The sequence below is a fragment of the Pedobacter foliorum genome, from assembly GCF_013266735.1.
GTDB classification, from domain to species: domain Bacteria; phylum Bacteroidota; class Bacteroidia; order Sphingobacteriales; family Sphingobacteriaceae; genus Pedobacter; species Pedobacter foliorum.
The window spans coordinates 118,387-137,962 of the sequence record NZ_JABSNU010000003.1; the positions used below are offsets into that span (position 1 = coordinate 118,387).

Sequence of the window (19,576 nt, forward strand, 5' to 3'; positions counted from 1 at the left end):
TTATTAACTAACCTAAATTTTATTATTCATGAAAAAACTTCTACAAAGTTTGTTCGTGGCTATGCTTTTTGCTTTCTCGGCAATGGCACAGCAACGGACGATCACTGGTACAGTTACAGGTAAAGATGATGGGCTACCATTGCCCGGTGTAACCGTAGTAGTAAAAGGTACAAAAGTCGGAACGATGACCGACGCAACAGGTAAATACTCACTAAGTATTTCAGAATCAGTAACCACAATTGAATTTTCTTACATCGGGTATGTAGCTCAAAGTAGAGCAATTGGAACTTCAGGCGTTCTTAACGCAGTTTTAGCCTCAGACGCAAATCTTTTGGGCGAGGTTGTAGTAACTGCAATGGGTCAAACTAAACAAGCTAGAACATTAGGGTATGCAAATTCAACAATTAAAGCTGCTGATATTACTGCTGCAAATAACGTAAATGCGTTATCAGGTGTTCAGGGTAAGGTAGCTGGTGTTAGTATCTCTAACTCTGGTTCAGTTGGTGGATCTACTAAAGTAATCATTCGTGGTGTTTCATCATTCACTGGCAATCAGCCATTGTATGTTGTTGATGGAGTTCCAATCAACGATAACAACGCTACAACAGTTACTTCAACCAGAACTGTTGACTTAGGGAATCAGGTAAATGACATCAATCCTGATGATATCGAGTCAATGGATATTTTAAAAGGAGCTTCAGCAACAGCATTATACGGTTCAAGAGCAGCACACGGTGTTGTAATGATTACCACAAAATCTGCTAAGCAAAATCAAAAACTAAAAATTACTTATAACGGAGCAATAAACTTCAGTAATGTTTTGATGACTACCACTACTCAAAATCAATTCGGTCAAGGATGGCCTAACTTTGCTTTTGAAGAGAATGGATCATGGGGACCAAGATTAAATGGACTTACCAGAGAATGGGGTACTGAGGTTGATGGCGTTCGTCAACAAAAAGCATATGCTTATGCTGAAGATAACGTTCGTAATTTCTATGATACCGGTTTAGATCATACCAATGAGATCTCAATTTCAGGAGGTGGCGAGCACACATCTTTAATTTTCTCTTACGGAAATGTTGGACAAAGAGGTATTACTCCAGGTAACGTTGACAGATACAAAAGAAACAACTTCTCATTAAGAGGAACGACTAAATACGACAAGTTTACAGCGAATTTTAGCTTAAATTATGTTAGAAAAGATGCAAACTTGATCTTCAGCGGTCAAGGAAGTGCAGATGGTGGTAAAACGTTATTTCAGGAATTAATTCAAACTCCTGTTGATATCAACCTTACATCATTAAAAGATTATAATAACAAATACAACAACTACGATAACTTCTACACTTTGTATGCTTCAAATCCATATAAAGTTGTTCAAGATAACAAAGCTGTTGCTCAGGATGACCGTGTTTATGGTAAAGTTGATTTATCATATCAATTGGCTAAAGGATTAACTGCGGTTGGTCGTTTAGGTGGTGACTTTTCTAGCACTAGATTAAGAGACTATGGTTCAGTTATCAAATATACTCCAGGTTCATTCTCTGCTGATGGCGGAAAAGCTCCGGTTACTGGTAGATATGGTGAAAACTATAGAAAAAATGATCAGATTGATGCGACCGTGATGTTACAGGGAGATTATAAATTAACTGATGACATAAGCTTAAACGCAACAGCTGGTGGTAACTACAACCAAAGAGGTTACAATTCACTAGATGCATTCGTTACAGGTTTAAATGTACCGGGATGGTACAGTTTATTAAACACAAGCAGCGCACCTGTACTTGAGTCTAAGGATGTAAGAAGACGTTTATTTGGTGCATTTGGTGCATTTGATTTCTCTTTCAAAGATTATTTATACGTAAACGTAGCTTTAAGAAATGACTGGTCGTCTACATTACCGGTTAACAGAAACAGCTATTTTTATGCTGGAGCAAATGCTTCATTAATTGTTACAGATTTGTTTAAAGAACTTAAATCTGATAACGTAAACTTGCTTAAAGTACGTGCTGCTTATGGTAAAACAGGTAATGATGCAAGTCCTTATCTAATTTATAACACTTACCAAAACGGGTCTGCACCGCTTCCTAACGGAAACCTTTTATTGCCTATTGGCGGTGTTGCTGGATTACAACATAACAAACGTTTAGGTAATCTTGATTTGCGTCCGGAAATGACTACTGAGATTGAATTTGGTGGAGAAGGTCGTTTCTTTAATAACCGCTTAGGTTTAGATGTTTCTTACTATAACAGAAAAACTAAAGATCAAATCATTAACGCAACGCTTCCTGCTGAAACTGGATATACTACAAGAACTATCAATATCGGTAACATCCAAAACAGAGGTTTTGAGATCGGTTTAACCGGAACTCCTGTTAGAAGCGAAGATTTCCAATGGAATGTTGGTGTTAACTTCACTAAAAACATCAGTAAAGTTCTTTCATTATTTGATGGTGTTAAACAATATCAATTCTACAACGCCTATTCAGTTGATTTTGTAGCTGAAGTTGGCCAGCCTTTAGGAGTTTATAAAGTTCCTCAGGTAGAAAGAGTAAAATCTGGTCCTGATGCAGGTAAAGTTGTTGTTCTTGCTAACGGATTACCAAAAATGGACTTAGTTGACAAGAAAACAGTTGGTCAGTCTGGTCCTGATTTTGAGGTAGGATTCTCTAACAAATTCACCTATAAAAGCTTCTCTCTTTCTGCTTTAGTAGATTGGCGTAAAGGTGGGTACTTCTACTCGTATACTTCTCAGTTAAACAACTTCGTAGGTAACTCTACGGAAACTACTTTCAACTTCCGTCAGCCATTCCTAATTCCTAACTCTGTTAAAGAAACAGGTGTAGTAAACGGAGCAATGACTTATGCTGAAAATACAAATCAGATAGCTGTGAATAATGTTTATGCTTATTGGGGTTCTTCAAGCAACAACTCTATGTATGAGCATGCTGTTTTAAAACGTGATTACATTAAACTTCGTGAAGTAGTATTTACTTACTCATTACCAAAAACATTTGTATCAAAACTAAAATTACAGAACATCGATGTAAGTTTAGTAGGTAGAAACTTATTGATTTTCACGCCAGATTCAAACAATTTTGTTGATCCTGAAGGATCAAACTACGGTAATGATATCACTTCAAATTTTGGAGAATTTGCCGCAGGCCCAACAGTTAGAACTATTGGTGGAAGTTTAAAAGTTACTTTCTAATCTATTAACATTAAAGAAATGAAGAAATTAAAAATAATCGGACTATACATGGCAACACTGGTTTCAGTAGTTGGATGTAAAAGTGATTTAGATATAAACAGGGACCCTTATTTGCCAACTGAAGCAACACCTAAATTGTTGTTGCCTACAGGTATCGCTTATTCGGCTTCTAAAATTGGTGGTGATATACAGAATATTGGAGCTTTTTGGTCGCAACATTATACTCAAAACAATACCTCTGCTCAGTATAAAACTTTAGATCAGTACTCTGTTGGTGTTGCTGATTATAACAGCATCTGGACTAGCGTTTTTGGTGGTGGATTAAAAGACTTGTCTTTGACTATGGAAATGTCAAAAGCTTCAGGTGCATGGAACTATTATATTCCGGCTTCTGTAATGTCTGTTCTTGATTACCATGTATTAGTTGATTTGTATAGCCAGTTACCATATACTGAAGGTTTAACTGGTGATAAAAACAAAGCTCCTCATTGGGAAGATGGTAAAGTTGTAAATGCTAAATTAATAGCTCAACTTGACGAAGCAATTTCAAAAGGTGCTGAGGCAATTGCATTACCAAGAATCGGAAATGAAGATTTTATTTTTCAAGGTGATATAGCTCAATGGATTAAATTTGCAAAAACTTTGAAGCTTAAGCTCCTTATGAGAGATTTTACAGCTAATCAGGCTGCAATTCAGGCTTTATTAACTGAAGGAGATTTCTTGTCTACTTTAGATGCAAAAATGACTGGCTTTGCTGATCTTGAAAGTAAATCAAACCCTCTTTATGAGTACGACAGACGTAAATTGAATACTTTCTTTAACATTAAGGCAAGTAATACTTTATTAAACTTCTTGAAAGAAAACAAAGATCCACGTATTTCTGATTTCTTTGAATTAGCAAAAGTGGAAGTTCCAGAAGGTCAACCAGCTAAAAATGATTATATCGGTTTAGATCAAGGTAACTTTACAATTACAGGTTTACAAACTAACAATACATCAAGAGCTGTATTAGCTGCTACTGATCCAGTTTATTTTGCTTCAGCTGCTGAATCTAAATTCTTGCAAGCAGAAGCTTGGGCACGTTTAGGTGATGCCGGAAAAGCCAAAACTGCATATGATGCGGCTGTAACGCTTGCATTTGCAAGATGGGGTAAAAGCGCAGAATCTTTCATTCAACCAAATGGAGCATATGAATTTAAAGGCGGTACAACAGAGCAAATGGTTAAAGCAATCATTACTCAAAAATGGGTAGCAGCTGTTCGTTGCCAGGCTTGGGATTCATTCTTTGACCAAAACAGAACAGGGTATCCAGCTATCAGTACTGTTAGTGCGGAGTCTCCTAGTTATGTTAAAGGTGAATATACCATTTCAATTAATTCAAGTTTAGGTGGTACTGAAATTCCTAGAAGATTATTATATCCAAAGGTATCTGCAGACTTTAACCCTAATACTCCCAAAGCAGTTGCTATCAACACTAAAATGTGGTGGCACAAACAGTAGTTTTAAATTTTTAAGAAGAAATTATGAAATCAAATAGATTAATATATTCAGTACTCGTTTTAGTTGGGTTAACCGCTGCGAGCTGTAAAAAGGATCATCCAGAGGTGGTAGTTTCACCAGTATATCCGATCTCTGGTGAATGGTATGTTCATGTTTACAATGAAGATGGGTCAGCAGCAAGACCAACTTATGCTACACTTAGCACATACAATACTTCTGATAACGTAAACAATATTGTTTGGATGAAAATGTTAACCAGTGCTGTACCTTACGGATTGTTAGGTAAAGTTGCTTGTAATGTTCCCGCTAAAACAATCAGCGGAGATGGAACTAATATTGCATTTACACCGAATAAAGGCTTCAAAGTTTTGGAAGGTAAAGTATTGCTTGATGCTACTAAACTTAAAGGAAGTAAAACAATAGCAGACAGTATATATGTAAAGTATTCAACTGAGACAGACGGAAAGACTTATATTCTTTCTGGTCATAGAAGATCTCAGTTTGTAGAAGATCAATACTAGTCTAAGGATATTTCCCTCTAACGAGGGCGATTTATTCATAAAAAGAGCCTGTATCATAAATCTATTTTTGATTAATGATACGGGCTCATCGTTTTTCATTTAGTTTTGCACCTCAAATTTAAAAGAGGTGTATCCTGCATTACCACTACTTGTAATACCTTGAATTATTCCTATATATGTGCCAGGCAGATCAGAGGTATAAAAAGATAATTTTTTATGGCCTTGTTCATTGGTTTTAAATTCAGGAATCCATGACATAACTGTTCTGAAGTCAGGTAATTTGCTTTCAATCTGTGCTTTATTCTCATAAACGGGGGCGTAAAATACTGTTTTTTGTTGTAGGCCTTCGTAGTCTAAAACCAAAGCATTAGGTTCAATTTCATATCCTGCCATATCATTTTTGTAAGTAGAAAAATTCAATATACCATCTTCAAGTCTATTTCCTAAAAAGTACCTGTGATTTATGATTTCTATAGACCTTATTTTATGTGGGTCAATTTTCATGAGTTTTGCGGTATTGAAAATAGGTGTGCCATTTAATATTATTAACGGATTGGAATTGAGTAAGCCATTGGGTGTTATCACTCTCAATCCTGTTTCACCTGTTTCCTTTACCATGTACACCTCTGAAACGAATTCTCTGAATACTTCTTTCATAGTAGGAAAACGAACATAATCATTCATCATATATCGTTTAAATGGATTTACATAAAAAGCAGATGTATCCGAAGGATATTGAAACATTTCCCTTAGTTTGAGTCCAAAATAGGAATTTTGAATTACGTTGTTCCTGTTCCAGGCAGTAAGGTCTGCGGTTTTAAATTGTGAAAGGTCTAAAGAAGGATATTTTACATTGGAATGCTGCTCTGAAAATGGGCTGTAAAGGGTAATTGTAGATGTTGTGTCTTTCAGTGAATTGATTTGAAGAACGACTTCATTATCGCCAAAATATTCCTTAACGTTGAATGTAAAAGATCCATCAGGTTTGGTATTGGTACTGGATATTTTTGCTTGGTTTCCGGGAACAGAAAAAAATAACCCAACATTATTCAGGGCATTTCCGAACTTATCTGTTGCTTTTCCTGTGATCAGATGACCTTCATTTTCGGGAAGAAATTTTAGTATTTGCTGTTTATTGTTCAGTACATTATCCCAAGTATATTTACGCCACCCATTAGTCAGCATCAGATTGTCAGCAGCTGCAATAGTTTCAGGCATATTTTTGAAATAGTAGTCAGGAGATTCAATATATCCTTTCAGCTCAGACTTTAACCATAGATAGCTTAAAATGTGCTCTTTATTGTCTGTCTGGAGCGCATCTGTTTTAAATACAGAAAGCGATAGATTGGCAATTTGGTGTGTCTTCTGCTGATCTATCGCAGAAACTTGTACGGTGACCATTTTTCGCAAGGGATATTCTTGCTTGTCTGTACTTGCATTGATATTTAAAACCTGTTCAACAGGCTTAAAAAACAATCGCCCGCAAATTGGAACTCCTGATGAATTAAAAATGGTGAAATTTGAAATCCCTGAGGCTAATTTCTCTTTATCAATAATGAACGAAGCCTTTCCTTGATTCGTTTTTATCCCTTGCGCATCCTTAATGACGTGGCTGCTGTGGGCGATCAGATAAATCATTTCGGAGGTATTTACAGTTGTCGAAATATCAATGCGAATCTTACCTGAAGTGGTATCTGCTATTTGCATTGCATATCCTTGTAGTTCAACTTTGGGGAGAGATTTTACGATCTTTTTGCCATTAACCGTCAGTATACACTTATATTCCAAATCGGCAGATGGCTTAAGCTGAAATGTTCCGATACCAAATTTAAGTGAACTAAAACGCGTTATAGTGTCATTATGATTAACAATAGATGCTATGTAGGCAAGTCCTTTTCCATCTTTTCCTATAACCTTACAGGCCACTTTACCGTTTATTCCGGTTATCATAGTTCCGCCTTCAGGAAAGAATTGAATATCAATGTCCTCATCGCTGTTTTGTTGGTCGGTTATAAGGGCGCTTTGAGTATTTATGATACGGATTTGCTTTTCGAAGTAGTATTGAGCATCAAAATTTTTCATCCAGTTGGTATAAGCCCTTAGCTTGTAATTTCCCGAACTGACAGTTGTGGGCAAATAGATGGATCCAGATCCAGAGCCCTCATTTAATGAAATTTTTACTTGCTGAATCGCGTTGTTAGCTGCATCTAAAATTTCAACATAGGCTATTTTACTCAAGTTTAAAGGGCTATTTAATATTCCATCCACATTATAGATTTTAAACCAGATTATTTCTGTTGCTAGATAGCTTTCTTTATCTGAATGGACAAACAACTTTTCCTGAAGATGTGTTTGATGATATTTAGTAAAAGCATTTTCCAAACTTTCAAGTGTTTGGGAGTTCGCATTTAAAGCCAGGAGTAAAACAATTATTTTTACTAAAATCCCTGTCAGAATTTTGTGTTTCATATAGATGTGTTATTGTGGCCAGAAATTCGGTTTGGTTTTAGTGCCCCTTGTTGTACAATCGACGCAAAATACACTTGATACATAATAAGCTTCTACAAATCCTTTAAAACCATATACGGCATAAACAGGTGTAGCTTTATTTGGATTATTGAAAATAACGCCCGTCTCTGAAATATGAAGAGAATCCAGTTTACATGTAAATAGTTCTTCTTTTTCCCAAGTTTGAGGAAGCTCCGCTTTGTCAATAAATATTCTTTTTGTGCTTGCCGATCCCGCGCCAATATAACCGAGTACTTTTTCATCCGGATTGTTTGTGCATTTTAGATTTCCCAATACAAATGAGGGCTGTGGATCGAATATTGAACCTAAATTCTCCGTGTTTTTCTTGAGCGTTTCCCAGTATTTATATTCCTTCTCAGACATTGTGTACTGTTTAAGTAGAATACTATATTTAATGGATAGCTTTTCTTCGTTTGAACGAATAAATAGTATAGGGGCTTTAGACAAAATATCATTAGTAAGCCGAGCTGTTGATGCTACCGTAATTTGGCTGGAATGATCATTTCCAAAACAGGAGTAAATATCTTCTGTGTCCGGGTTTCTCTTTACTAATTTATCCCCTTTCAAAATTATTGAGGAGAAGTAATTGGAAACAAATTGCCAAGTTTGATCGTATTCGAATCGATAATATCTGCTATTGTTATTTACATCATGGCTACTTGCGTTAATTTGAAGGCCATCTGGTTTAATATCCCATGAGATGTCATCAATTTTAGGACTTATCTTAGGCTCTACAAAATCTGATAAATAGATATTACCGTTTGTCGTTATTATTTTTAAACGATACTTTGTCGGATTTCCAATTGGCAATGCCCATTCACCATATTTACCGTTTCCTTTTTCTCCTATGTTATAGGTCTTATTGTCATCGCCCTCCACTACAACTATGGCATGTAATTCTGGTTTAGATTGTGTGTCTGTTAAGTTTGATGTGCGGCTTAAAGTGATGATAGTAGAATCTCCCCCTGCATTTATAAAGCCCTCTACAACGAGATAGTTTACGTCTTTTGTGATAACCTCTGGTGTATATGGTTTTTTACATGACCATAAGACCAAACACATATAAAATAGGAAGTATTTTTTCATAGTTTAAAATCTGATATTATAGTTGATGAAAGGAATTGCGGTGGCAAATATGGAGAGCTTATATCCATTAATAGATCCGTTATTGGAAGTAAAATAGGTTGAATACGCATTTTGCCGACCAGTTAGGTTATATACTCCGATGGTCCATGAATTATGGGTTAGTTGTTTAATTTTGTGATTGCCTTCGATATTAAATGAGATATCGGACCTGAAATAATCAGGAATCCTATATTGATTCCTATCTGAGTATAATACGCGAATGGAACCGGCATATTCGTATTTGGCTATTGGTAATGTTATTGGTCTGCCAGTACTGTATGCAATATTAATTGACATACTATATCTATGCGTGAATCTATAATTGCCAGTAAAGTTAAAATCGTGAGGTTTGTCGGCATTTCCTGGGTAATATGCTCCATTGTTAATCAGATCGCCTTGGCTTGCGTCTGTCATGCGTAACAAGGTTCTTGAATAGGTATAGCTAACCCACCCATTTAAGGCGCCAGCATTCTTTTTTATCATGAACTCCGCACCATATGCTTCTCCTTCTGTTCTTACTACATCCGTCTCGATATGATCATTTAAAACCAAGGTAGCTCCGCTTTTATAATCAAGGTAATCCTTTAGTTTTTTATAGTAGCCTTCAGCAGAGAATTCAATGGTGTTTGATTTGTTGTTCTTGTAAATTCCAAGAGAAATCTGGCTGCCCTTTTGTGGTTTGATATTAGGGTCGCTAAGTTTCCATATGTCTGTTGGAGATATGGATGTTGAATTGGAAAGGAGGTGTATGTATTGGTTCAACGTATTGTAGCCACCCTTTACCGATAAATTATCTGCGATGCTATATCTAAAGGAAGCCCTGATTTCAGGGTTTTGATAAGTCCTTATAATCTTTCCTGATCCATAAGTTTTAGATCCGGTTTTATTATTCTCTTCTATTGGTAATCCCGGGGCATAATTGTTTACAGTGTTCGGACCGAGGTAGTTATAAAGGCTATAGCGAAGTCCAAGGTTTACAGATAGTTTTGAACTTATGTCAAATCGATCACCGATATAAATTGCAGTTTCTAGTGCTTTTTCATTGGCAATGAGCTTAGTGCTCACTAAAGAAGATTCTCCTGAAGGAGTATATTCTCCGGGACTTAGATTGTAATATATGGTATTGATTCCAAAATCTATTGTGTGTTGATTGTTCAATACATAACTAAAGTCGGCCTTTGCGCTACCTTGTTTAACTCCGAAAAAAAGATTGTATGCGGTTATTGGGTTCGATTCAGACTGGACATTGTAGTTATATCCTGAATAGGACCCCATCAGATTCCCATATAATTTTTCATTAAATACGTGTTTCCACCTTAAGGATAGATTATTGTTGGCGTATTTATAACTAGTGTCGCTGTTGAGCTTAAATTTATCGGCACTGAAATAAGATGATAGTAGCAGACTATTTTTTTCATTTATTTTATGACTTATATCGAGGTTAAAATCGTAAAAGGATGCGCGACTATTTTTATACTCTTTTGGCAAAAGATTAAGAAGCCAGTTGGCGTAAGTGGTTCTGCCTCCAAATAGGAAGGATGTTTTTCCACTGTCAATTGGGCCTTCAATATTTAAACGGCTGGTTAAAAGGCCTATTCCTGCCGATCCTGTAAACTTATTCTTATTTCCTTCCCTGTTGGTTACTTCTAAAACCGACGATAGCCGCCCTCCATACTTTTGGGGGATACTGCTTTTATACAGCTCTATATCTCTAACTAACTCCGGGTTAAATGCAGAGAAAAAACCAAAAAAATGAGCCGGACTAAAAACCGTAACATCATTTAGTAAGACAAGGTTTTGATCTGTGGAACCGCCGCGTACATTAAACCCGGTACTCGCTTCTCCAACAGACTTCACCCCAGGGAGGGTTAAAACAACTCTTAAAATATCTGCTTCGCCAAATACAACCGGAACTTGCTTTATGCTTTTTATATCTAGCCTGTTTACCCCAAGTTCTACAGCTTTAACATTTCTTATTTTCTCTGCAGAGATATTAACTTCATTTAAGGTGAAAACTTGTGGCTGAAGTTCGAAATTAAGTCTGCCGTTTGTGTAAAGCATAATTTGTCGATAAGCATCCTGCATCCCCAGAGATTTAATTAAAAGCTTATTTTTTCCGGATGGTAGTGTAATGCTAAAATAGCCACTATTATTAGTTGCACCTAATGCAGAAGTATTGTTCTGAAGGAAAATTGTGGCATCTGGAACTATCTCGCCTGTTCTGTTACTAATTATAAAGCCAGATAAAACAGATGTGCCTGTAGGTAACTCATTCGATTTTTGACCAACTTCATATAGTTTGTTCGCAACTCGGGCGAGGGGAATTTCGCCTGAAAGCTCATGGGTATTTGAAAGAGATTCTTCATCTTTTAATTCAGGGTCTTTTGAATGGACTGAGGCTATTTCAAAGTTTATTTCTTTTCCTTTTGTCAGAAATATCTGATTATTATATATTGAATATCTGATATCGGTTTTGAAGAATAAGCTATCTAAAAATTGATTAATTGGGAGGTTCTCCGCCTTGAAGCTAAAGGCATAATTGTCAAAATCTTTCTCATTGTAGAAAAACTGAAGGGTAGATTTAAGTTCTAGTTCTTTAACTATCTGATCAATTTTTGCCTTTTGAAAATTCTCATTGATTATAGTCTTGTTTTCCTGAGCCGATATTTTGGAGAGTATACAAAGGATAAAAACAAGAAGAAAGAGCGTCTTTTTTGTTGTCATTTATTTCAAAGTTTCGTAGTACATGGTTCCCTTAATCAGGTAATTTTCATTATTTTCAGAATAGTTTATCTTGTTTTGCTTTAAGTAGTCTCTTACTTTAGCTTTTTTATCTTTAAAGAAGTTTAAAAAGCTTCCTTTAGAATTTATCCTATAAAAGGATCCTTCTTCCTCGATATAATAGTCAACACGTTCTAGGAATATTTTTTCCAGAGCTGAAACACCATCATTGGTGTTTTTTATCGTCTTGGATCTTTTTACGTAGAGTTTGGTCTTTCCATCCGTTCGTAAATCGTAGAAACCAGGAGAAATGATGTTATTCTGAATATTTAGATATACAAAATGATGATCCATTAGCCAGAAGTCGCTTACCCTTTCACTAATTGGGGTAAAGGATATATTGGTGTTTGTGTCCAAAACTACAAGTAAGTCTTTTGCCAGGTCATATTTTGCTATGACATTTTTAAATAAAACTTGATTATAAATTACATCTGCTTTTTTCCAATCTTTTTCATTTAGGAAATTTGCAGATCCCTTAAACAAACGATTATAAGGATAATATTCCAACCCATTATAAAGTCCTCTTTGAACATCCATTTGAGTATTAAATACATCGGTAATTTTATTAAGAGCAAGAGTTCTTTGGATTGTATCTGTTTTATCTTGACATAGAGCAACCTGGCTTTCAAAAAGGCCTACTGAAAGAAGTATTAATAAAATGTTTCTCATTGGTTTAATGTTTAAATAATATATCAGGTAGCGAAATACTATTTAGTTTTCTTTTTATTTAGAAGCAGATCAAACTGTATTCTTGTTTAATCTGGTTTTAAGTTAGCGTTTTAGGAGAATGTAAGGTCGCGTTTTTCTCCTCTACTGCTAATTTAACAAAATTTCCTAATATTAAAGCTCTATTGTCATCAACATGACCTGTAGGGAAGTTAAAGCAAACAGGATAATCATACTCCTTTACAATTTCCCAAATCACCTCTTCGGGGCTAGAGCCAAATGGAATAGTTTCTGCTTCAACCTCGTTAAAGGCACCTACAATTAATCCTTTTAACTTTGCCAGTTTACCACTGCGTTTAAGCATGCGTATCATCCTGTCTATAGAATATTCGTGTTCTCCAACATCCTCTAAGAACAAGATTTTGTCGGTATAATCCATTTCTGATACCGAACCTTGGGTCATTACCAAAAGCGTTAAATTACCACCAATTAGCACTCCTTCGACACTGCCTACCTTGTTTGAGAAACCACCAGAAGGACATTCATAGCTGATGCTTTCGCCAAATAAAGCTTGCCTTAGCGATTCCAAAGATTCGGGAGAGGCTGTGTCAAAAGTATATGGCATTTGGCCATGAATGCTCTGCATATTAAACTGTGCAAGCAAATGAGAAAGTAGGATGGTTATGTCGCTAAAGCCAATAATCCACTTTGGATGAGCTATAAACTCAGTAAAGTCCAGGTCATCTATAATTCGGATTGTCCCATAACCGCCTCTGCCAGCTATAATCGCCTTAATCTCCGGATCATCTAAAAAAGTTTGCAGATCCTGAGCCCTTAAACTATCGTCGCCGGCAAATTGATTGTGCGCAGCGTGTACCGTTTTACCGATTACAACTTCCAACCCCCAAGTCTCAAAAACGCTGATTGCATAAGCAATGCTGCGGGGTAATTTCTTGGCTGGACAAACTATTGCAATTTTGTCACCTTTTTTTAAATATGCTGGCTGTTTAATCATTAGTAAAACACTTATCTTTGACAAAATAATAAAAATAGTTTTGGATAACAGTAAAATAAAGAGATATACAGTTACGGCAGCATTGCCATATACTAACGGACCGGTACACATTGGACACCTGGCTGGCGTTTATTTGCCTGCCGATACCTATGTAAGGTACCTTCGCTCTAATAAAAGAGATGTAAAGTTTATTTGTGGATCTGATGAAAATGGTGTTCCCATTACCCTAAAGGCCAAAAAAGAAGGAACTACACCTCAGGCGATAGTAGATAAATACCATAAAATTATTGGAGATTCTTTTAAAGAACTTGGTGTTTCATTTGATATTTATCACCGTACATCTTCGCTGATGCACCATCAAACTGCGTCTGACTTTTTCGAAACACTTTACAATAAAGGTGTTTTTACAGAAGAAGTAACCGAGCAGTATTATGATGAAAAAGCACAGACTTTCTTAGCTGACAGATATATTACCGGTACTTGCCCTAAGTGTGGTAACGAGAATGCATATGGCGATCAGTGCGAAAACTGTGGAAGTACTTTAAATGCAACTGATCTTATCAATCCTAAATCTACCTTATCTGGCGAAAAACCGGTAAGGAAAGAAACCAAAAACTGGTTTTTACCACTTGATAAATACGAAGATCAATTAAGAACATATATTGAAAGCCATAAAGAGTGGAGACCAAATGTTTATGGGCAGTGCCAAAGTTGGTTAAACGCGGGTTTACAGCCTCGTGCGATGACCAGAGACCTTGACTGGGGAATTAAAGTTCCGGTTAAAGGTGCAGATGGTAAAGTTCTGTATGTATGGTTTGATGCGCCTATCGGTTACATCTCGGCAACAAAAGAACTTTTCGAATATGCTCGTTTAGGTATTTGGAACCCTAAAGCCGAAGAATATTACATCAACCAAAATGGTGTTGAAAATGGCAATTGGGAACAATATTGGAAAGACGATGAAACCAAACTGGTTCACTTTATCGGTAAAGACAATATCGTATTCCACTGTGTTATTTTTCCGGCAATGTTAATGGCTCATGGCGATTATATATTGGCTGATAATGTACCCGCAAATGAATTCCTGAACCTAGAAGGTCAAAAAATATCGACTTCTAAAAACTGGGCTGTTTGGCTTGATGAATATCTTGTAGAGTTTAAAGATAAGCAAGATGTTTTACGCTACGTTTTAACCGCTACAGCTCCAGAAACAAAGGATAACGACTTTACCTGGAAAGATTTTCAGGCAAGAAATAACAATGAATTGGTTGCCATTTTAGGTAACTTCATTAACAGGGTAGTGGTTTTAACCCATAAGTATTTTGATGGTAAAGTGCCAACATGTATGGTTATCACGCCAGAAGATCAGCAAGTAATTGACGATTTGGCTGCATTCCCTGCAAAAGTAAGTGCTTCGATAGAAAACTATCGTTTCAGAGAGGCTTTGGCTGAGGTAATGAATGTTGCTCGTTTGGGTAATAAATACCTTGCCGATACTGAGCCTTGGAAAGTAATAAAAACTGACGAAGATCGTGTACGTACCATCTTAAATATCAGCTTGCAAATTGCTGCTACCATAGAAATACTGATTGAGCCATTCTTACCATTTACTGCCGATAAACTGCAAAAAATGCTGAACTACGGTGGTCATTTATGGGAAGATGCAGGTAAAATGGGGCTCTTAAAACGTGGACATCAGATTAACGAAGCAGTATTGTTGTTCGATAAAATTGAAGACGAAACCGTACAAGCACAAATAGATAAGCTTAACCAAAGCAAGGCTGATAATATAGCTTCAACAGCTGTTGTGGAGCCTGCGAAAGAGAATATCCAATTTGAGCAGTTTACTGCAATTGACATTAGGGTAGCTACAATTGTGGCAGCAGAAAAGGTTGAAAAGACTAAAAAACTGCTTAAACTTACTCTTGATACAGGTATAGATCAGCGAACTGTTGTTTCGGGTATCGCCGAATTTTATAAACCAGAAGAGGTAATTGGGCAACAAGTTAGTTTAGTTGTAAACCTTGCTCCTCGTGAAATTAAAGGAATCCTGTCTCAGGGAATGATCTTAATGTCGGAGGATTCCGATGGCAAACTAGCTTTCGTATCGCCAGTTCAAAATCATAGCAACGGTAGCATAATCAGATAATCAGATAAGCTGATTGCGCTACTGGCGCGTTTTAAATATTATTGAAGCCCATTTCTCTGTAGCAAACAGGAAATGGGCTTCTTCAGTTATAAAAGTCTTTAAAATAGAGCAGAGGTTAGGCGGTTTGTGCGGAGGTATTATTGTGTCCACAGTCCTTTAAGGGTGAGTGCATGCTGACTCCACCTTTTTTCTAGTAAAACGTGGACTGAACGTGGACTGACTTTAGCCAAAAGATAGAATAAAGTGATGTGGCTGTGTTAAAGAAAGTTAAATCATTTTTTTGTTTAGCAGACCACACCTCTTTTTTCTTTATCTTCAAGAATCGGTTTGTATCTAAACAAAATTAGCGCTCATGAAATATCTATTACTTTGCCTGGCTCTTCTAAGTGTAAACCTTTCTTATGGCCAGAAACTGAAGCTCAGAAAAGGTCAGAAGTTTACCTATGAATATCTTGATTTAAGCAGCTCTGTCCATTCGACGCAATATAAAAGCCTTAACTTTTCTGCATACAAGTTTGATGTAATTAACGTTAAAAACAACATCTACAATATGAAAATGCAGCTTATACGGCGCATCAAATATACCTCACATAATGGTAGGATTCTCGATTCTTATGAGCGATCTACTTCTGATGATAATGATATTAGCAATTTGATCGATGCGGTGTTGATCAAATCACCTGTTACTTTTAGTATGGATTCAACTGGTAAAGTGATCCATATTAATGGATTGGATAGTCTTGCGGCCAGAATGACCCGTCAGGCGGCAATCGAAAAGATTCCCGAAAATAAATATGGCTCTCCAAATGCAGATTTTATTAAGTACTCAACCCATCCGGCAGTTTTTATTAGACAGGCTCATCTCGCTTTTCACCGCAACGGCTTAGCCAAGTTAGACACTACGTTCCGCAGCTTTGAGGCTGGGAAGACAGATGATTCCATTACTGTAAAGAAGGAGATTCTTGTTGATGAAGGTTCTGGAGTAACAAAAATCGCTTATGTTGACTCTCTGTCGAAGGGTAGTATTCCTGGTAGAGCCTCCAGACACGAGGATCAGGACTCTTGGTGGTTTGCTGTAAAATCATCAAATATTGCAGGTTTGAAAGCTCCTATCGACTTGTTTGAAGAGTTTTCGCGTCAAACCGATTTCAAGAATTATAACACGCCAATTAAAAAAGCAACCAGAGCAGTGGAGGATCTGAGTACGTGGTATCGAGAAAGTAAAGGTAAAATAGGTATTGATGATATTGCGAGACATAAATTAGATTCTTTGTCCAAATTGGCCAAACCTGATGACTACGAATTTAATGCTGCCGCGGCTGAACTTCTTTCTTGGTTTGATTACGAGGGCAAAATGAAACTGATTGAAAAGATTCCGGTGGAATACCTGCGTAATGATGCTGCGGTGGCGGCTAAGGCAAAAATTGAATATCAGAATCGCAATACAGTAGGATTTGTAAACGCCCTCAAAGTTATGTTCACGAAGTTTTCACGTGACGGAAAGTATCCTTCAAATACAGCTCATGTGGCTGATCTGATTCATTTTGATATCTGTAAAGAGGTGTATAATACCAATACTAGCAGAGCCGATTTACTTAAGATTCAGGAAATGGTTATGGCTGTTCAGAAGCTGAACATACCTAAGCTTTCTTCACTTTTTGATGGCATTGAGCCATATATTACAGCCACTCTTGCGAGCACGCCTAAAGAAATTGAAATTTTGGCCAATGATCGGTTTAATGGTGTGTTCGACAATTATGGTAGGTATCGTCTATTGATTTACGACCGCATGACGAGCTTAAAAGTGCCCGATTCTATACGAATTGCATACCTGGACTATAGTATTGAGATGTTCAGAAATGATATAACAAAGTTTAGTAAACCTTTTGAAGGAGATCCGCAAGACCAGTTTTTCCATCGGTTTCATGTTGCCCCTCAAAGACTTGTTTTGCGCAAACAACTTGCTGATGCGTATTACAGAAAAAGCATACTGGAGCCTAAAAATAGTGTGAAATATTTACAGCTCGCCAGTGATTACCTACCAACACAAGAAGAGCAGATCGAGGACAAATATATCATCAGTCATGAATACCCATACTTGGCAGAGAGGAACTACACTGAGCTATATCTTAACGCGGCCGGTGCAACGGGTATCTCGGCCGAGGAAATGCTCAAGAAATATGTTGATATGGTTATTGTGGAGCCTGATAGGTATGCTATTCTCAAAGAGAAATACCTTAAAGCTTACCCGAATGGTGATTTTAAAAGTTTCTTTAGGCAAGCGCTTAAGGAAAAGCTTCCGGCCTCACCCAAGTTTAATCTGAAAGAGCGTAGCGGAACGGAGATTAGTAGCGCCAGCAATAAAGGGAAATTCCTGTTTATTGATTTTTGGGGCACGTGGTGTGGAGCCTGTGTGGCCGAGATTGACAAGATTGAAGACCTCCATGTAAACAATCCTGTGCCTGATAAACTCAATGTTACTACTATCGCTTGTTACGACAAAAAGAACCTCGTGGACGAGTTTATGGAGAAAAAGAAATTCTCTTATAAGGTGCTGATGTCGGACAATAAGGTAGAGAAAGACTTTAAGGTGCAATCTTATCCCACCAAATTACTCCTGTTGCCAAATGATGTGTATCTACTCATTCCTTTTAGCGATGATTATAAAACAGTGGTGAAAAAATATACAAGTTGGGAATTATAAGAGTGATTATAGTCCTTTTTTGTGACTTACAATGTTATTAAAATAATTTTAAAGCACAGGTGCAATATGTTGATTCATAGCGTGTCTAATTGTAAAAGCCAAATGGTATGAAGAAAATTATACTAACAACTCTTAGTTGTTTTATCCTTGTGATTTGTTCGGTTGCTCAGCAAAAACTTTCTAAAGAAACCGAGGATTTTAAGTCCTATACTAAAGTTCTAGAGAATCAACGGGGCACAGCTACCGATAAAAAGAATTATGTGGAAGCAATTAGGCTAGTTACGGAATGGTTAGATAAGTACGAACATGGGGCATCAGATATTAAGGCTTCCGGTAGAGCTTACTATTCTGATATGTATTATAATCTGGCTTGTTATCAGAACCTGGTGGGTAAAAAGCAGGCGGCACTGAGCACTCTTGAAAAGGCGATAGAACTTGGATACTCTAATTATTCGGGTACATTAAAGGATCCTGATTTTGCGAATCTTCATGAGGACAAACGTTTCAAGAGTGTGGTGCAATTGATGAGAGAAAAATGGGATATGAACTATATACTGAAAAAATCGAAACCTTATCGGAATGAAAAGGTGGTTGGGCTTGCTGTATTTACTTATCAGTTGCCTGATGCGCCAGAACTGATTAAGTTAAAAGAAGAGTTTAATCTGGATTCGGTGGCTGGCAATGGGGATGAGACTAGCAGAATAAAGAATCTATTGTTGTGGGCGCACAATTCTGTTCGCCATGATGGCGGCGCGTCTAACCCGCCTTCCAGAAATGCCAGTGATTTAATTGCTGTATGTCGGAAAGAGAACAGAGGTGTAAACTGCCGAATGATGGCGACTATTTTGCGGGATGCTTATCAGGCCGAAGGGTTTAAGTCAAGAGTGGTTTCCTGCAATCCAAAAGATACAACCGATAATGATAGTCATGCTATAACAGTTGTTTGGTCAAATACTTTTGATAAATGGTTATGGATGGATCCTACTTTTAATGCTTATGTAAGTGATAAAAAGGGGAATTTGCTTAGCGTTGAAGAGGTTAGAGAGAGGTTGATAAATGATTCGGATCTTGTTTTGAACGAGGATGCAAACTGGAACAACAGAAGTAAACAGACTAAGGAGTATTATTTAGGTTATTATATGTCTAAGAATCTATACTGGATTCAGTGCTCCGTAAATAGTGCCTGGGGTGTAGAGACTTATGTGGAAAATGCACCTCCCGTGGAATATCTAAATTTATTTCCGGGTAAGTTCGATACCATAAAGTCGTGGAAAAAGAATGGCGCTGAGCGCAAAAGTACTGGCGTTAGTAACCCAGCGTATTTTTGGCAGAAGCCTGTGGGGAAATAGACTGATAAGGAGGTTTCTATTCT

At 37.0% G+C, this 19,576-nt stretch carries 11 protein-coding genes; 6 read left to right on the top strand and 5 right to left on the bottom strand.

Annotated features, from left to right (window positions below; genetic code table 11):
- The first annotated feature begins 28 nt into the window (after positions 1-28).
- Genes HQN83_RS07315 through HQN83_RS07325 form a run of 3 tightly spaced genes read left to right on the top strand, consistent with a single transcriptional unit; the run spans position 29 to position 5,235 of the window.
- Complete coding sequence (locus HQN83_RS07315; protein WP_173089694.1) at positions 29-3,214, top strand: SusC/RagA family TonB-linked outer membrane protein; 3,186 nt, start codon at positions 29-31, stop codon at positions 3,212-3,214.
- Positions 3,215-3,232: 18 nt separating this feature from the next.
- Complete coding sequence (locus tag HQN83_RS07320) at positions 3,233-4,714, top strand: SusD/RagB family nutrient-binding outer membrane lipoprotein (RefSeq protein ID WP_173089695.1); 1,482 nt, start codon at positions 3,233-3,235, stop codon at positions 4,712-4,714.
- A 23-nt stretch (positions 4,715-4,737) separates the two neighbouring features.
- Positions 4,738-5,235, top strand: coding sequence for a lipid-binding protein (locus HQN83_RS07325; RefSeq protein WP_173089696.1), 498 nt, complete (start codon positions 4,738-4,740; stop codon positions 5,233-5,235).
- A 99-nt stretch (positions 5,236-5,334) separates the two neighbouring features.
- Here the strand turns inward: HQN83_RS07325 and HQN83_RS07330 are convergent, their stop codons facing one another.
- The 5 genes from HQN83_RS07330 to HQN83_RS07350 all read right to left on the bottom strand — a co-directional run bounded on the left by HQN83_RS07330 (position 5,335) and on the right by HQN83_RS07350 (position 13,351).
- Entirely contained in the window at positions 5,335-7,704 is a 2,370-nt protein-coding gene (locus tag HQN83_RS07330) for an Ig-like domain-containing protein (RefSeq protein ID WP_173089697.1), read from the bottom strand.
- Positions 7,705-7,713: 9 nt separating this feature from the next.
- Positions 7,714-8,850 (bottom strand): DUF4249 domain-containing protein, encoded by a 1,137-nt coding sequence (locus HQN83_RS07335; RefSeq protein ID WP_173089698.1) that lies wholly within the window; start codon positions 8,848-8,850, stop codon positions 7,714-7,716.
- A 3-nt stretch (positions 8,851-8,853) separates the two neighbouring features.
- Positions 8,854-11,613: a TonB-dependent receptor gene (locus HQN83_RS07340; RefSeq protein WP_173089699.1), complete on the bottom strand. Its 2,760-nt coding sequence runs from the start codon at positions 11,611-11,613 to the stop codon at positions 8,854-8,856.
- The gene (locus HQN83_RS07345; protein WP_173089700.1) at positions 11,614-12,339 is read right to left on the bottom strand and encodes a hypothetical protein; all 726 of its coding nucleotides are present in this window, start codon (positions 12,337-12,339) and stop codon (positions 11,614-11,616) included.
- 97 nt (positions 12,340-12,436) lie between these two features.
- Positions 12,437-13,351: a S66 peptidase family protein gene (locus HQN83_RS07350; RefSeq protein WP_173089701.1), complete on the bottom strand. Its 915-nt coding sequence runs from the start codon at positions 13,349-13,351 to the stop codon at positions 12,437-12,439.
- Between the two features lie 40 nt (positions 13,352-13,391).
- On the opposite strand from HQN83_RS07350, the gene metG reads away from it, so the two are divergent.
- From metG to HQN83_RS07365, 3 genes are all read left to right on the top strand, one after another.
- On the top strand, positions 13,392-15,500 hold the full coding sequence (metG, locus tag HQN83_RS07355) for a methionine--tRNA ligase (protein WP_173089702.1): 2,109 nt from the start codon (positions 13,392-13,394) through the stop codon (positions 15,498-15,500).
- Between the two features lie 352 nt (positions 15,501-15,852).
- Positions 15,853-18,204, top strand: coding sequence for a DUF6263 family protein (locus tag HQN83_RS07360; RefSeq protein WP_173089703.1), 2,352 nt, complete (start codon positions 15,853-15,855; stop codon positions 18,202-18,204).
- A 107-nt stretch (positions 18,205-18,311) separates the two neighbouring features.
- The gene (locus HQN83_RS07365; RefSeq protein ID WP_173089704.1) at positions 18,312-19,553 is read left to right on the top strand and encodes a transglutaminase-like domain-containing protein; all 1,242 of its coding nucleotides are present in this window, start codon (positions 18,312-18,314) and stop codon (positions 19,551-19,553) included.
- The last annotated feature ends 23 nt before the right edge of the window (positions 19,554-19,576 follow it).

Bases quoted from the DNA above. Each gene is read 5' to 3' on its own strand.
- HQN83_RS07315 (WP_173089694.1), top strand. From the start codon at position 29: ATGAAAAAACTTCTACAAAGTTTGTTCGTGGCTATGCTTTTTGCTTTC.
- HQN83_RS07320 (WP_173089695.1), top strand. From the start codon at position 3,233: ATGAAGAAATTAAAAATAATCGGACTATACATGGCAACACTGGTTTCA.
- HQN83_RS07325 (WP_173089696.1), top strand. From the start codon at position 4,738: ATGAAATCAAATAGATTAATATATTCAGTACTCGTTTTAGTTGGGTTA.
- HQN83_RS07330 (WP_173089697.1), bottom strand. From the start codon at position 7,704: ATGAAACACAAAATTCTGACAGGGATTTTAGTAAAAATAATTGTTTTA.
- HQN83_RS07335 (WP_173089698.1), bottom strand. From the start codon at position 8,850: ATGAAAAAATACTTCCTATTTTATATGTGTTTGGTCTTATGGTCATGT.
- HQN83_RS07340 (WP_173089699.1), bottom strand. From the start codon at position 11,613: ATGACAACAAAAAAGACGCTCTTTCTTCTTGTTTTTATCCTTTGTATA.
- HQN83_RS07345 (WP_173089700.1), bottom strand. From the start codon at position 12,339: ATGAGAAACATTTTATTAATACTTCTTTCAGTAGGCCTTTTTGAAAGC.
- HQN83_RS07350 (WP_173089701.1), bottom strand. From the start codon at position 13,351: ATGATTAAACAGCCAGCATATTTAAAAAAAGGTGACAAAATTGCAATA.
- HQN83_RS07360 (WP_173089703.1), top strand. From the start codon at position 15,853: ATGAAATATCTATTACTTTGCCTGGCTCTTCTAAGTGTAAACCTTTCT.
- HQN83_RS07365 (WP_173089704.1), top strand. From the start codon at position 18,312: ATGAAGAAAATTATACTAACAACTCTTAGTTGTTTTATCCTTGTGATT.